Source organism: Novosphingobium sp. (genome assembly GCF_049240505.1).
GTDB lineage: Bacteria > Pseudomonadota > Alphaproteobacteria > Sphingomonadales > Sphingomonadaceae > Novosphingobium.
In genome coordinates this window covers 44,517-59,198 of the sequence record NZ_JBMLSM010000218.1, presented here as the reverse complement: position 1 = coordinate 59,198, position 14,682 = coordinate 44,517, and the positions used below count along the sequence as shown (strand labels likewise).

Here is a 14,682-nt window from a genome sequence, read left to right as displayed (position 1 = left end):
GGGCAGCGTTTTCAGCTTCGATGCGGGCGCGGTTGGCTTCGAAGACCTTGCGGTTTGCTTCGTTGGCGCGCAGCGCCTTCTTGTTGGGCAGCAGGAAGTTGCGGGCGTAGCCGTCCTTGACGGTCACTTCGTCGCCGATGGCGCCCAGCTTCTCGATGCGCTCGAGCAGGATGATCTGCATGGGTAGCGCTCCTTACTTCACGATGTAGGGCAGGAGGCCGATGTGCCGGGCGCGCTTGATCGCCTGGCTCAGCTCACGCTGCTTCTTCGCCGAAACGGCGGTGATGCGCGACGGGACGATCTTGCCACGCTCGGACATGAAGCCCTGCAGCAGACGGACGTCCTTGTAGTCGATCTTCGGAGCGTTCTTGCCCGAGAACGGGCAGCTCTTGCGGCGGCGGAAAAACGGACGAGCCATCTCTTATTCCCCTTCGCGTTCGCGGCGGCGGCTGCGCTCGCGGTCGTTCTTGCGCATCATGACCGAAGGGCCACCTTCATGTTCGTCAACGCGGACGGTCATGTAGCGGATCACGTCTTCGTTGATCTGCGTCTGGCGCTCGAGCTCGGCGATCACGTCGCCACCAGCTTCGATGTTCAGCAGCACGAAGTGCGCCTTGCGGTTCTTCTGGATCTTGTATGCCAGCGAACGAAGGCCCCACGTCTCGGTCTTGGTGACCTTGCCGTTGTTGCTTTCGACGATTTCGGTGGCGGTAGCGGCAAGCGCATCAACCTGAGCCTGGCTCAGATCCTGGCGCGCCAGAAACACATGCTCGTACATCGGCATGGCTCGCGTCCTTCATCTATCTAACCGATCGCTGGCTTGTCCGCGGGATTGCGGGGCCCCTCCGGCTTTCTTCCTTTCACCGGCACGCTGCCGATGAAGGGGCGGCGCATAGCGATTCTGGTGCGGAAAGCAAGGACGAACTGGCCGTCAGCGCGCGTTTGCCGATGGTTGGGATGATACTTTCGGGTTCGGAGCAGGCATTGTGCCGCAAAACAGCGCAGATGTGATGCCGTTGGATCGCACGATAAGGTAGCTGGCAATGGCCAGCAGCATTACCGCGCTCGAAGCGGTCATCCACTGCACTTCGGCTGGAACGGGCAGGGCGCGCGCTTGTGGCAACACCAGCATCGCCCAAATCAGATGGAACAGATATATCGCCAAGGCACCATCGACGAAGAAACTGATTGTGCGGCTTGGTCCCTTTACAGCCCATGCGAGCAGGCGGAACAGCGCCAGCGACATCAGCATGGCGAGCGGCAGTTCTATGGCGCGCAGGGTAAGCGTTCCGGCCAGATCGGGGTAGATTTCCTTGCCCAGCGCCGGGCGCAGGAGCGGGTCGAGGGCAAGATAGGGGATCAGTAGCATGACGATCCCCGGAATGATCCACCGGCTGCGCAGGGCAAAAAGCTGCGCTCCGATGCGGGCATGCCACGCAATGACGCCCAGCGCGAAACCGGCGGCATGAAACAGAAACTGCTGCCACAGCAGCGATTCTATCGGTGCATCGGGGATGGCTGGAACCTGCTCTGCCGCGTAGCGAACCAGTCCCCAAAGGGCGAGCAGTGCCAGAAGAACGAGGCTTTCCGGCCCGGCCAGCAGCATAGCGCGCCGCATCCGTTCTCCCGGAGCGATGCGGGCAAGGGGGACGGCAGCGTAAGTGGCGCAAAACCCAAGCAGGACGACAAGGAACCACAGGTGATCAAGCGCCAGCGGCAGGCCCATGAAGGGCGGGGATGGGCGGTGCAGTACGATGTGCTGCAACTGGAACTGGACGGCCCCCAGTGTCAGAAGGCTGGCAATGAACGGTAGGCCGAGGCGCCGAACCCGCTCGTCCAGCCACACCCGCGTGCCTTTGCGTTCGCGGATCATGCCCGCGAAATAGCCTGCAAGCATGAAGAACGCGAACATGCGAAAGGCATGGGTGACCGAGGCCCAGCCACCGATCCATAACGATTGCTGAAAGTCGGTAGCCGCCGGATCGCTTTCAAAGATGGCCTTGGTTGCCACGTGGAACGGCAAGCCAAGCAGCAGCAGCAGCGCGCGGGCGGCGTCAAGGTGGTGCAGGCGGGGCGCGGTCGCAGGCATGTGCGGCCCCTAGAGCAATTTTGCTGCTGTTTGAAGCGGAACGAAGTTGTAGGCAAAACGCTGCACACTTGCGCTAGAGGCTGGCTTCCCGCAAATCGGCCGCCTGAACGCGAACCCATTCAAGGATTTTCCCGCCCCATGCCTACCGGTCTTGTCGCCCTGCTTGACGACGTGTCCGTCATTGCCCGCGCTGCGGCTGCCTCGCTTGATGACGTGAGCGCGGCTGCCGCCAAGGCCGGGTCGAAAGCGGCAGGCGTGGTGATCGATGACGCCGCGGTAACGCCGTCCTACGTCACGGATTTTACACCGGATCGCGAACTGCCGGTCATCGCGCGGATTGCCAAGGGTAGCTTGTTCAACAAGCTGGTCATCCTGCTGCCGGCTGCCTTGCTGCTGAGCGCTTTCCTGCCGGGCGCGATAACACCAATCCTGATGGCGGGCGGTCTGTTCCTGTGCTTTGAAGGCGCGGAAAAGATCATGGAAAAGCTGGGTGCGGAAAAGCATGGTCAGACACTGGAAGACCATCCCACCGATGTGGCCGCGTTCGAGGAACAGCGCGTTTCAGGGGCGGTTCGCACCGACCTGATCCTCTCGGCTGAAATCATGGCTATCGCCTTGGCCGAAGTTGCAGACGAAAGCATCGTGCAGCAGGGGATCATCCTTGCCGTGGTCGGCATAGCCATCACGATTGCGGTTTACGGTGCGGTTGGCCTGATCGTGAAAATGGACGATATCGGCCTTCATCTGGTGAAGAAATCTTCCGCTGTGGCGCGCAGTGTGGGGGCCTTGCTGCTCAAGGCGATGCCGGTTCTGCTGATGCTGCTTGCCACAATCGGCACGCTGGCGATGCTGTGGGTTGGCGGTGGGATTATCCTGCATGGTAGTGAAGAGCTGGGCCTGCATGGACCGGCAGAACTGGCCCATGCGGCACAGCATGCTGTCGAACATGCCACAGGGCCACTGGGCGCTGTACTGGGCTGGCTGACTTATGCTGTTATTTCGGCAATCGTCGGGCTGGTGCTGGGCGCGATCGTCGCGTGGATCGTGCATCTTGTCGGCAAGGCGCGCGGCAAGCACTGATCACGCACTGATCACGGCCGCGCGCGCCTTTTGCGCAATCAGGCGGCGTGGCGGATCGGGTGCGGCCGGGATGCCGCAGCTTCGCGATAGTGCTTGATCGCAAATTCGCTGACGAGGCTTTCGAACACATCGTCGTGCAGTGGGCGTTCGAATTCGAGCCCGCTAACACGCTCGCGGCTCCATACCACGAAAGCCAGCTTGGGCTGCAAGCCGGGAAGCATGAGCTGGATCGGTTCGTCAATCCGCAGCTTTTCCAGCCCCTCTATCCGCGCGCCATACTGGTTGAGGTCTTTAAGGATGACCGTTGACCGTTCAGTGCCGTGTTTGCAGCGCACGGGCAGTTCGATTCCGACACGCGCCGCGCGGCGCTTGGCATCGAATTCCCCGTTATCGGTATCCAGCCACATGGCAAATCCTCCACTTGCGTTAACCACAAGCCTTAGGACGGTCTAACGTTCAAAAGTTTCAGGGGGCCTAATGGAGCGCCTGCAGATAATTTTGCGCTTTGCGCAATCGCTGCTGCTGACTTTGCATGTGCCAGCGTCCCCCCAGTTGCGCTGGATCAACGTTGCCGGTGCCAAGGCCGCTAGAACGCCGCTTCAGGAAGACCCAGCAACCTGAGGAGACGTAAAGATGAGCGCCACAACTCTTGCTGAATTGGCGGCTGTACAGCAACTTACCACCCGCGATGGCCTCACGCTTGATGTCCGCTCTGCCTTTGCCGAGGATGAGGCCCTCCTCGAAAACTTCTTCGAAAAGGTCAGCGCCGAAGACCGGCGTTTCCGCTTTCTTGCTGCCAGCAAGCATGTTGGGCACGACCAGCTCGTGCCGCTGACGCACGTTGATCACTGGCGAACCGAGAGCTTTCTTGCGTTTGAGCGACACAGCGGTGCGTTGGTAGCTTCGGCCATGCTGGCCTGCGATGCTGCGATGGATACGGGCGAGATTGCTGTTTCGATCCGCAATGACTTTCGCTGTCGGGGCATCGGTTGGACCATGCTTGACCTGATCGCGGAAGAGGCGGCCAAGCGCGGCCTCAAGCGTGTCATCTCGATCGAGGACCGCGACAACCACGCTGCTATCGAGCTTGAACGCGAAAAGGGTTTCGTCGCCCACGGTATCGATGGCGATCCGCATCTGGTGATGCTCGAAAAGAGTTTCTGAAAGCCCTCGGGTCGCACCTTCGGAGGAAGGGCCGGGGAGAAAGGCCGGGGCGCGCTGAGGTGCGGTCCGGCCTTTCGTTTTGTTTCAGACGCGGCGCAGGATGTCGCGGGCAAAGAGTGAAAGCGTATCGTCGCGGGCGCCCATCACGACTACGCGGTCACCGGGCTGGGTCAGCACGGCGATACGGTTGGCGCAATCGTCGCGCGCAGCGATATGTTCAGCATTGCCGCCGTGCTGGCGGATCATTTCGACAATGCGTTCGGAGCCGACCGATCGGTCTACCGTGCCGCCGAAATAGACCGGGTCGCACAGGATCGTTATGTCATCTGCCCCAAGCCGCGTTGCCAGAACTTCGGCAAGTTCGTGGCCCATCTGCCGCAACGGGCCATAACCATGTGGCTGAAAAAACGCGATGACACGGCCGGGATGGGCTTTCAGCGTCGCAAGCGTGGCGGCGACCTTTTCGGGGTTGTGGCCGAAATCGTCTATGACCGTTACGCCCGATGCAGACGTGCCCACGATGTCGAACCGCCGCGCCAGACCGGTAAAGGTGCTGAGGTGTTTCACCGCATCGTCTAGCGCCACACCGGCAGCATTCGCCGCCGCCAGTGCAGCCAGCGCGTTGGCAAGGTTGTGCCGTCCGGGCATTTGCAGGGTCAGCGCATGAATCTCGCCATTGCGGCGATCCGCAATGCGCGCAGAAATCGTGGTTGCGCTTTCGCTTATCGAGCCATGCTCAACTGAAATCTGCGCATCGGCACCGAAGCCGAAAGTGATGGCAGCCTTGGCTCGCCCGATCAGCGCCATGCTTTCAGCATCGTCGGCGTTGACAACTGCCGTTTCTGACCGGGCAAGGAAATCGCCAAACAATTCGCGCAGTTCTTCAAGGCTCTTGTGATCAAGGCTCACATTGTTGAGCACGGCAATAGCGGGGTTGTAGAGCGCAATAGAGCCGTCGCTCTCGTCCACTTCGGAAACGAATACGCCACCCGCGCCCACGCGCGCCGAAGCAAAGGGCGCATCGGCGGCAACGAAGTTTTTCATCACCGCGCCGTTCATGATCGTGGGATCACGGCCCGCCTCTGTCAGAATCCACCCGATCATGCCGGTAACGGTCGATTTGCCGCTGGTCCCGCCCACCGCGATGCCTTGCGGTGCGGCATTGAACAGCGCCGACAGCAATTGCGCCCGGCTCATCCGCGCGCAGCCCAGTGCCTTTGCCCGAACCACTTCCGGCACGGAATCCTCCACCGCAGCAGACGCAACCAGAACCTGATCAGCGGAGGAAATGCCGGAGCCATCCTGTGTAAATAATTTAAATCCAAGGCTTTCGAGCCATGCGAACTTTTCGGGCGTGCGGCCCTGATCGCGGCTGCGGTCCGATCCTGCCACTTGCGCCCCCATGCCACGCAGGATCAGCGCCAAAGGCAGCATACCCGACCCGCCGATGCCGCAGAAGAACCATTCGCGGGCTGCAAGGTCAGTCGGGGTCAAAGGCTGTGCGTCGGTCATCGCAGTGCGGTATGCGCACGCGCCGTCGGTGACAACCTTCCTATTGCCGCTTTCACCCGATGCGCGAAACCGGCTAGGAATGGGCCATGACCAGCCGGATCGCCATTTGTGCCCCGTCGACGCCTTTCCTGCGTGAAGATGCAGCACGTCTTGATGCGCTGGCCAAAGCCGAATTTCCTCAGCTCGAACTCGTTTTTCATGAACAGAGCTTCGCCAGCGAAGGGCATTTTGCCGGGCCTGACGCCCAGCGCCTTGCTGCATTTGTGGAATGCGCAAACGATCCACAGGTCGATGCGGTGTGGTTCGCGCGGGGAGGGTACGGCGCGAACCGTATCGCGATGGACGCCCTGCCGCTGCTTGGCCCCGAGGCTTACGACAAGCAGTATCTCGGCTATTCGGACGGTGGCACGCTGCTCGGCGCGCTATATCGTGCCGGAATCGGGCGTCCTGTCCACGCGCCGATGGCCAACGATATCCGGCGCGAAGGCGGCGAAGCGGCTGTCCGCCGCACGTTGGGCTGGCTGGCTGGTTCGCGCGATGGGCTTGAGCCTTCGCTGGGCGAAGGCTGTCCTGCCGTCGCGTTCAATCTAATGACGCTTGCGATGCTTTGTGGCACGCCCTTGATGCCCCACCTTTCCGGTCACGTGGTGATGGTCGAAGAGGTGGCAGAATATCACTATGCAGTGGACCGGCTGCTGTTTCATGTGACCGGAAATCTGGCCGCTGCGGGAATAGCCGGGCTGCGCCTTGGCAGGGTAAGCGACGTGCCGGAGAACGATCGCCCGTTTGGTTGCCATGTAGAAGACATGGCGCGCCACTGGTGTAGCCGTACCGGCATTGCTTGGCTGGGCCGGGCCGATATCGGTCATGATGTTGACAACAGGATCGTGCCGTTCGGTATTGCCTGATCGGCGGTGCCGGAATAGGGCGCGCCACCGTTTGCGCCGCCGTTACCAAACGGCCGCACAGCAGGAGAGTATGATGCGAGCGTTCGTTTTTCCGGGGCAGGGCAGCCAGAAGGTTGGCATGGGCCTAGAACTTGCCGAAGCCAGTGCCGTTGCGCGCGAAGTGTTCGAGGAAGTGGACGATGCGCTGGGGCAGAAGCTCTTCCAGATCATGAAGGAAGGCCCGGAAGACGTTCTCACGCTTACCGAAAACGCCCAGCCCGCGATCATGGCCAATGCCATCGCCGTGTTGCGCGTGCTTGAGAAGGAAGGTGGCATCACCCTGGCCGACAAGGCCGATTTCGTCGCGGGCCACAGCCTTGGCGAATATACCGCGCTTTGCGCCGCCGGAGCATTCAGCCTTGCCGATACCGCGCGCCTGCTCAAGCTGCGCGGCCAGTCGATGCAAGCTGCCGTTCCGGTGGGTATCGGTGCAATGTGCGCCCTGCTGGGGGCGGATATCGAAAAGGCGACTGCTCTGGCCGAAGCTGCTGCAGAAGGCGAAGTCTGCACGGTCGCCAACGACAACGATCCCACGCAGGTCGTGCTTTCCGGCCACAAGGCCGCGATCGAGCGCGCGGTGGCGATGGTCAAGGATCACGGCATCAAGCGTGGCGTGATCCTGCCGGTATCCGCGCCGTTCCACTGCCCGCTGATGCAGCCTGCTGCCGATGCGATGGCCGAGGCTTTTGAAAAGACTTCGCCGTCCGCTTTGCGCGTTGCCCTGTTTGCCAATGTCACCGCTGCAGTGGTGACCGACCCGGCAGAGGTAAAGCGACTGCTGGTTGAGCAGGTTACCGGCCGTGTCCGCTGGCGGGAAAGCGCCATCGCGATGCAGGCCGCAGGCGTCGAGCAGTTCGTCGAACTTGGCGGAAAAGTGCTCGGCCCAATGATCAACCGCTCGGTTGCGGACGTCTCCGTTACCAGCGTTGTCGGCATGGCCGACATCGAAGCCTTGCTGAAGGAGCTTTGAGCTTATGGAAAACCGCCTTTTCGATCTCAGCGGCATGACCGCCCTCGTCACCGGCGCGGCTGGCGGCATTGGTTCGTCCATCTGCCATGCACTGGCAAAGCAGGGTGCGCGCATCGCGCTTTCAGGCACCAATCCTGCGAAACTCCGTGCTTTCCGTGAAGAACTCAACGACACTTACGGCCACGACCACGTGGAGATCACGTGTGATCTGTCGAACACTGAACAGGTCGAGCATCTCGTGCCCGCCGCGATGGACACGCTGGGCAAGCTGGACATTCTGGTGAACAATGCCGGCATCACGCGCGATAATCTGGCGATGCGGATGAAGGACGACGAGTGGGACGCGGTAATTCGCGTGAACCTTGAAGCCGCGTTCCGCCTGATGCGCGCGGCCACCAAGCCGATGATGAAAGCGCGCTTTGGCCGCATCGTTTCAGTCACCAGCGTCGTTGGGGCGACGGGCAATCCGGGGCAGGTGAACTATGCTGCTGCCAAGGCAGGCCTTGTCGGCATGTCGAAGTCGCTCGGGCAGGAGCTGGCCAGCCGTGGCGTGACCGTCAACTGCGTGGCCCCCGGATTCATCCGCACCGCCATGACTGACGTTCTGCCCGATGGCCAGAAGGATGCGCTGAACGCGCGCATCCCGATGGGCCGCATGGGCGAAGGTTCGGACATTGGTGCTGCTGTCGCCTATCTCGCTTCCAAGGAAGCAGGATACGTCACCGGGCAGACACTGCACGTCAACGGCGGCATGGCGATGCTTTCCTGAGCCTCGCTGGACCGATTTCAGGGAGTTTTATCCCCAGCTTAGGCCTTGCTGGCGGGACCGGCGCTTGCCGAGTCGCGCCTCTGCGTTAAGACAGGTAGTCCGAACCATACGCCGGGGAGCGTGATTCCCCGGTTCAGCCATATCTACGGGACAGGGCGCTTGCCGCTTCCCGGGGGGATCGAGACGAGAATGAAGGCGACGATCGAACGCGCGACTCTCCTGCGCTGCCTGTCCCACGTCCAGTCGGTGGTTGAACGCCGCAACACGATTCCGATCCTGTCGAACGTGCTGATCGAGGCTTCGCCCGACAGCACCGTGCGCCTGATGGCGACCGACCTTGATCTGCAGATCGTGGAAACGATGGCCGCAGTCTCGGTTGAAGGGCCGGGGGCGATCACTGTTTCGGCGCACCTGTTGTTCGACATTGCCCGCAAGCTGCAGGATGGTTCGCAGGTCAGCCTCGAAACTTCCGAAAATCGCATGATCGTCAAGGCAGGGCGCAGCCGCTTTCAGTTGCCCACACTGCCGCGCGATGATTTCCCGGTTATCGTCGAAGGCGATCTGCCCACCAGCTTCGAAGTGCCCGCGCGCACACTGGCCGAACTCATAGATCGCACGCGCTTTGCGATCTCCACAGAAGAAACGCGCTACTACCTCAACGGCATTTTCCTGCACGTTTCGGATGAAGCGCAGCCGGTGCTTAAGGCTGCCGCAACCGATGGCCATCGCCTTGCACGCTTCACCATCGCTCGCCCCGATGGGGCAGAGGGTATGCCCGATGTGATCGTACCCCGCAAATGCGTGGGCGAGTTGCGCAAGCTGCTCGAAGAAGTGCTCGATTCCGCTGTCTTGATCGACCTTTCCGCCAGCAAGGTCCGCTTCACGCTGGGCGGTGAAAACGGTGTGGTCCTCACCAGCAAGCTGATTGACGGGACATTCCCCGATTACAGCCGCGTGATCCCCACCGGGAACGACAAGTTGCTCAAGCTGGATCCCCGCTCGTTCTTTGAAGGCGTCGATCGCGTTGCGACGATTGCCACCGAAAAGACCCGCGCGGTCAAGATGGCGCTTGAAAACGATCGTGTGACGCTTTCGGTCACCAGCCCGGACAACGGTACTGCTGCCGAAGAATTGCCTGCAGACTACAGCTCAGCCGGGTTCGAGATTGGTTTCAACGCCAATTATCTCAAGGACATCCTCAGCCAGATCGATGGTGACACGGTGGAACTGCATCTGGCAGACGCCGGGGCGCCGACGCTGATCCGCAAGGATGACAAGAGCGCCGCGCTCTATGTTCTGATGCCGATGCGGGTCTGACCGAATCGATCGGGCCGGGCAATTGATGTCGTCGGGCCCGATCATTGGTTAACGGATAACTGCGGTTTGCCGTAGTAGGCCCACTCTGGACCAAATTACTCTATTTGAACGACGTTAAGCGTAACCCGGCTCCTGACAGGAGTACCGAGGATGGACACCGCTTACGATCCGCAGGCCGTTGCCAAGAAGCTGGCATTCTACAATATCGGGCGTGATGATCTTGACCGCTTCCCGCTGATCGCTTCGGCTCTGCGAGCGCATGCACCGCCTGCGCTCGACAAACTGTACGATCAGATAGCGGCCACGCCCGAAACTGCGAAGTTCTTTGGTTCGCGCCAGATGATGAACCATGCGCGCGACAAGCAGATCGAACATTGGGCGGGTATGTTCAGCGGCAGTATCGATCGGGCCTACTTCGGCAGTGCTGAACGGATCGGCAATGTCCACGCCCGCATCGGGCTTGAGCCAGCTTGGTACATTGGCGCCTATGCCTCGGTGCTCGAAAATGTCCTGAACAAGATGTTTTCAGGCTTTGGTGCCATTTTCCGCCGACGCAGGATTGCGCGGTCGGTCGGTTCGATGATCAAGATGGCGTTGCTCGATATGGAAGTGGCGCTTTCTGCCTATTTCAAGGCAGAAGAAGCCGCTCGAATTGCTGTAATCGATGAAGTGAGCGCTGCCCTGCGTGCGATGGCGGAGGGGGACTTCGCGACAAAAGCACCGGATTTGCCAACCGCTTTTGCTGAGTTGCAAAGGCATCTCGATGAGATGCGCTTGCAGGTATCAAGCGCGCTGACCAATGTGTCAGAAACATCAGGCTCGGTCGATGTCGGTGCCAAACAGATACGCCAGGCTTCCGACGATCTTGCGCGCCGCACCGAACAGCAGGCTGCAAGCCTGGAAGAAGCTTCGGCGGCCATGACCACTTTGGCTTCGAATGTCAGAACTGCCGCCGACGATGCCGTTCACATGCACGATTCGGTCCAGCAGGCTCATGGCGAGGCAATGAAGGGTGGGGAAGTCGTCGGTGAAGCAGTGTCTGCCATGAACGACATTCACAATTCCGCGCAGGAAATCGGCAAGATCATTTCGGTTATCGATGGCATCGCGTTCCAGACCAATCTGCTTGCCCTGAACGCCGGGGTAGAGGCTGCCCGTGCAGGTGATGCGGGGCGTGGATTTGCCGTTGTCGCCACCGAAGTGCGCGCACTTGCGCAGCGCACCGCCGATGCGGCGCGCGATATCAAGACGCTGATTGGCGATAGTTCGGTTCAGGTGGAGCGTGGCGTCAACCTGGTCGGCCAAACGGGTGAGACATTTTCTGTGATCGTCGAACAGGTGGGCCATGTCGCCCAACTTGCCAGCAGCATCGCAAGAATGGCGCACGAACAGGCCACAAGCATCGGCCAAGTGCGCGAAACCGTGCGTGATATGGATACGATGACGCAGCAGAATGCCGCAATGGTCGAGGAGGCAACTGCGGCGGCGCGTAGTCTTGCGAATGAAGCAGACCGCCTCTCGACGCTCGTATCACGCTTTCGCCTTGAACGCGCTGGGCAGGAGCTGCCCAATCACTACCGCAACGCGGCTTGATAGACGGCTCGCAAAAGCTTGCGGTCCTGTCCCGGTGCCAGTCGCTCTCTCAACCGGCGCGCCGTGACAGGACCACCAACCTTGTTTTACTCTGCGGCTTCCAGCAATTCGGCACGCTGCGGCCCGCGGATAAGGTTGCCCGGTGTCGCCCCGGTCCATTCGCCTTGGCGGAACGTCACTTTGCCACCCTTGATCGTGCAGTCATACCCTTCGGCTTTCTGCAGCAGGCGCTTGCCTCCAGCAGGCAGATCGAACGCCAGCCAAGGTTTGAGCAGTCGCACATTCTCGAAATCGATCACGTTGATATCGGCCATATAGCCCGGCGCAATTACACCGCGATCATCAAGGCCATAGAGCCTTGCCGTGTCGCGGCATTGACGCTTGACGGCGTTTTCAAGGCTGATCCGGCCTCCGCGCGCACGATCACGCACCCAGTGTTGCAGCATGAACGTGGGGCTGGCAGCATCGCAGATGGTGCCGCAATGCGCCCCGCCATCTGACAGCGAGTTCACCGTATCGTCAGAAGCTTGCAGGGCTTCGAGGAAATCGAGATTGCCATCGGCGTAATTGAGGATCGGCAGGTAGATAAAGCCCGTACCGTCGTTTTCCATCAGCTTGTCATAGGCATAGGCGTCTGACGCAACGCCCGCCGCCTTTGCTCGTGCCAAAATACTGGCCTCCGCCTGCGGTTCGTAATCGAACCCTTCGTCCATGATGAACTGGTTGTGCCAGCCCTCGGCAATCATCATGAACAGGCCGATGATGTCGCTTTCGGGGTAGGCATTCCTTTCGGCCAGAACTTTCGCGCGGAAAGCCGGGTCTTTGAGGTGTGCGAGCTGTTCGTCCCACGGCAGGTCGGCAATGGCGACATAGCTGGGACGGAAGCGGAACGGGTGGATGGTCCCCTGCCACGCCATGATCACGCCATTCCCGCGCAGCGCGATCTGGGCAACGATGTTCGCTCCTTGCGCGTTCTGGCGGCGCATTTCGTCGATCTGCTCGCTCAGCGGCATTTCCTTGGCAATGGACTGGAGTGCGGCATAGGTCACCGGCAGGCCAGTTTCTCGGCTCAGCGCGCCCATCCAGCCGAACTCGTCCCATTCCCGCTTCATGTCAGACGCCATTTCGAACACGCCATAGCCGACTCGGCCCATTGCGCGGCCGATCTCGATCAGCTCTTCCGCCGTGGCCGTCGTCCCCGGCACCACTTCGCCATCGACCGATTTGTGGATCACTGTGCGGCTTGTGGAAAAGCCCAATGCTCCCGCACGCACGCCTTCCTCAACGATTTCGGCCATCTGCCGGATGTCATCGGCTGTCGGAATTGCACCGGGTTTTTCACGTTCTCCCAGCACATAGGCGCGAACCGCGCCATGCGGAACGTGCGTGCCGATATCCACCGCGCGTGGCATCTGCTCCAGTGCGTCGAGGTATTCAGGGAACGTCTCCCAGTTCCACTTCATTCCTTCGGCAAGCGCAGTGCCCGGAATGTCTTCTACCCCTTCCATCAGGCCGATCAGCCAATCGTGCCGGTCGGGTGCGGCAGGTGCAAAGCCAACGCCGCAGTTGCCCATGATCACCGTGGTCACGCCATGCCAAGATGACGGCGCCATTTCGGCATCCCACGTGGCCTGCCCGTCGTAATGCGTATGAACATCAACCCAGCCCGGCGCGACGATCCGTCCCGTCGCATCGATTTCTTCGGCTGCATCGCCGCGCACCGTACCGACGGCGGCGATCAACCCGTCTTTTACCGCAATATCGCCGACAAAGCGCGGAGCGCCGGTTCCGTCGACGATCGTTCCGTTCCTGATGATAAGGTCATAGGCAGACATGGACAGCTCCTTCTCCCCGCGCAGGCCGACTCGCAGCGGCAGCCTTCCGCGTTAACCGTTCGATTAGGTCAGAGCGCGGCTATGCGGTCAATCGCAGTTCATTGACCGATTGCTCGGATCATGTCGCCCACATCGACGAACTTTTCCCGTGGAGCATCGTCACGGGCACGCGCCTGTTCGGCTTCTTCGATGCGCTTCCAATCGCGGAACGTCACGATGTCGAGGCTGCGCTCCGCTGCCAGCGCATCAAAGCCGGGACGTCCTGCCTTGCGCCCGGCTTGCGGCATGTCCTGCGCGATCAATTCGATCACCCCGAAACCATCGGGCCGGTTGGTGCCGATCGTGCCCGATGGCCCACGCCGCGCCCAGCCTACACAATACAGCCCCGGAAGGATGCGGCCCTGATCATTGGCGAACCGACCCGCGCGTTCATCAAACGGTACGCCTGCGATCGGTGACGTCTGATATCCGATGCATGAAACCACAAGGTCTGCCGGGATTTCGTAAAATTCGCCCGTCCCCACGGCTCGGCCAACCTCGATGCGGGTCCGCTCAACCGAGATCGCGCGCACGTTGCCCTCGCCGATCAACCCGCGCGGGGCGGCGAAGAAATCAAACTCCACTTCAAGCGGAAGGTCCGCCCGGTGGCTTTCCGGTATTGCCGCGAATGATCGCAGATGCGTCACGGATTTGCGGATGCCGGGTTCCAGCATGGCATCTTCATCGAGTTCGGGCAGGTCGTGCGGATCAACCCTTGGCGCAGCGCGGGAAAGATGGCCCAGTTCGCCAAGTTCCTTTGGCGTCATCATGATCTGATGCGGTCCGCGCCGCCCGAGGATCACGATGCGCTGGATATTCGATCCCATGAGCGTATCGAGCGCATGGCCCACGATATCGCTTCCGGCAAATTCATCGCGCGTTTTCGCCAGAATGCGCGTCACGTCCAGCGCGACGTTACCCATGCCGATGACCACAGCTGTCTGGCCCGTCAGATCGGGGTTCAGCGATGCAAATTCGGGGTGGCCGTTGTACCAGCCAACAAAGCCTGCGCTGCCGAAGACATTGCCCAGATGATCGCCCGGCAGATCGATGGCGCGGTCACGCGGTGCGCCGGTGGCAAGGATCACTGCGTCGTAGAGTTCCTGCAATTCGGCTACGGAAACGTCCTGACCAACCTTGATATTGCCCACGAACCGCACATTTTCGGAAAGCGCCGTCTGTTCATATCGGCGGGTCACACCTTTGATAGACTGGTGATCAGGGGCGACGCCGAACCTGATCAGGCCATAAGGTACGGGCAACATATCGAATATGTCGATGTTTACATCGTCGCCCCACTGCTTCTGCGCCGCCTCGGCTGTGTAGTACCCGGCCGGACCCGAACCGACGATCGCGATATGCCGCAT

Annotated in this window: 15 protein-coding genes; 7 read left to right on the top strand and 8 right to left on the bottom strand. The window is 60.8% G+C overall.

Annotation, left to right across the window (positions count from 1 at the left end; all coding sequences use genetic code 11):
* From rplI to ACOVQ0_RS17940, 4 genes are all read right to left on the bottom strand, one after another.
* Positions 1 to 181, bottom strand: a 181-nt coding sequence (gene rplI, locus ACOVQ0_RS17955) for a 50S ribosomal protein L9 (RefSeq protein WP_421887647.1), incomplete at its 3' end; no start/stop codon positions are given.
* Between the two features lie 12 nt (positions 182 to 193).
* A complete protein-coding gene (gene rpsR, locus ACOVQ0_RS17950; protein ID WP_011445073.1) occupies positions 194 to 418 on the bottom strand; it encodes a 30S ribosomal protein S18 in 225 nt (74 codons plus the stop codon).
* 3 nt (positions 419 to 421) lie between these two features.
* A complete protein-coding gene (gene rpsF, locus ACOVQ0_RS17945) occupies positions 422 to 784 on the bottom strand; it encodes a 30S ribosomal protein S6 (protein ID WP_421887643.1) in 363 nt (120 codons plus the stop codon).
* Between the two features lie 147 nt (positions 785 to 931).
* Positions 932 to 2,089 carry an acyltransferase family protein gene (locus ACOVQ0_RS17940; protein ID WP_421887640.1) on the bottom strand — a complete coding sequence of 386 codons (1,158 nt, stop codon included), beginning with the start codon at positions 2,087 to 2,089 and terminating at the stop codon, positions 932 to 934.
* A 138-nt stretch (positions 2,090 to 2,227) separates the two neighbouring features.
* Here ACOVQ0_RS17940 and ACOVQ0_RS17935 point away from each other — a divergent pair, with 138 nt between their 5' ends.
* The gene (locus ACOVQ0_RS17935; protein ID WP_421887637.1) at positions 2,228 to 3,169 is read left to right on the top strand and encodes a DUF808 domain-containing protein; all 942 of its coding nucleotides are present in this window, start codon (positions 2,228 to 2,230) and stop codon (positions 3,167 to 3,169) included.
* Between the two features lie 38 nt (positions 3,170 to 3,207).
* Here the strand turns inward: ACOVQ0_RS17935 and ACOVQ0_RS17930 are convergent, their stop codons facing one another.
* Entirely contained in the window at positions 3,208 to 3,576 is a 369-nt protein-coding gene (locus ACOVQ0_RS17930) for a PilZ domain-containing protein (protein ID WP_421887633.1), read from the bottom strand.
* A 226-nt stretch (positions 3,577 to 3,802) separates the two neighbouring features.
* Here ACOVQ0_RS17930 and ACOVQ0_RS17925 point away from each other — a divergent pair, with 226 nt between their 5' ends.
* On the top strand, positions 3,803 to 4,333 hold the full coding sequence (locus ACOVQ0_RS17925) for a GNAT family N-acetyltransferase (protein WP_421887630.1): 531 nt from the start codon (positions 3,803 to 3,805) through the stop codon (positions 4,331 to 4,333).
* Between the two features lie 84 nt (positions 4,334 to 4,417).
* Here ACOVQ0_RS17925 and ACOVQ0_RS17920 read toward each other — a convergent pair whose 3' ends face one another.
* Complete coding sequence (locus ACOVQ0_RS17920; protein WP_421887627.1) at positions 4,418 to 5,845, bottom strand: glutamate ligase domain-containing protein; 1,428 nt, start codon at positions 5,843 to 5,845, stop codon at positions 4,418 to 4,420.
* Positions 5,846 to 5,931: 86 nt separating this feature from the next.
* Between ACOVQ0_RS17920 and ACOVQ0_RS17915 the strand changes: the two genes are divergently transcribed.
* The 5 genes from ACOVQ0_RS17915 (at position 5,932) to ACOVQ0_RS17895 (ending at position 11,441) form a co-directional block, all read left to right on the top strand.
* A complete protein-coding gene (locus tag ACOVQ0_RS17915) occupies positions 5,932 to 6,753 on the top strand; it encodes an LD-carboxypeptidase (RefSeq protein WP_421887624.1) in 822 nt (273 codons plus the stop codon).
* A 73-nt stretch (positions 6,754 to 6,826) separates the two neighbouring features.
* Positions 6,827 to 7,762 (top strand): ACP S-malonyltransferase, encoded by a 936-nt coding sequence (gene fabD, locus ACOVQ0_RS17910; protein ID WP_421887654.1) that lies wholly within the window; start codon positions 6,827 to 6,829, stop codon positions 7,760 to 7,762.
* Between the two features lie 4 nt (positions 7,763 to 7,766).
* On the top strand, positions 7,767 to 8,531 hold the full coding sequence (fabG, locus tag ACOVQ0_RS17905; protein ID WP_421887621.1) for a 3-oxoacyl-[acyl-carrier-protein] reductase: 765 nt from the start codon (positions 7,767 to 7,769) through the stop codon (positions 8,529 to 8,531).
* 189 nt (positions 8,532 to 8,720) lie between these two features.
* Positions 8,721 to 9,848, top strand: coding sequence for a DNA polymerase III subunit beta (dnaN, locus tag ACOVQ0_RS17900; protein ID WP_421887619.1), 1,128 nt, complete (start codon positions 8,721 to 8,723; stop codon positions 9,846 to 9,848).
* 150 nt (positions 9,849 to 9,998) lie between these two features.
* On the top strand, positions 9,999 to 11,441 hold the full coding sequence (locus ACOVQ0_RS17895; protein ID WP_421887616.1) for a methyl-accepting chemotaxis protein: 1,443 nt from the start codon (positions 9,999 to 10,001) through the stop codon (positions 11,439 to 11,441).
* Positions 11,442 to 11,527: 86 nt separating this feature from the next.
* On the opposite strand, the gene ACOVQ0_RS17890 is transcribed toward ACOVQ0_RS17895, so the two are convergent.
* Together ACOVQ0_RS17890 and ACOVQ0_RS17885 are read right to left on the bottom strand one after the other, a co-directional pair.
* Entirely contained in the window at positions 11,528 to 13,276 is a 1,749-nt protein-coding gene (locus ACOVQ0_RS17890) for an N-acyl-D-amino-acid deacylase family protein (protein WP_421887613.1), read from the bottom strand.
* Between the two features lie 98 nt (positions 13,277 to 13,374).
* Complete coding sequence (locus ACOVQ0_RS17885; RefSeq protein ID WP_421887610.1) at positions 13,375 to 14,682, bottom strand: FAD-dependent oxidoreductase; 1,308 nt, start codon at positions 14,680 to 14,682, stop codon at positions 13,375 to 13,377.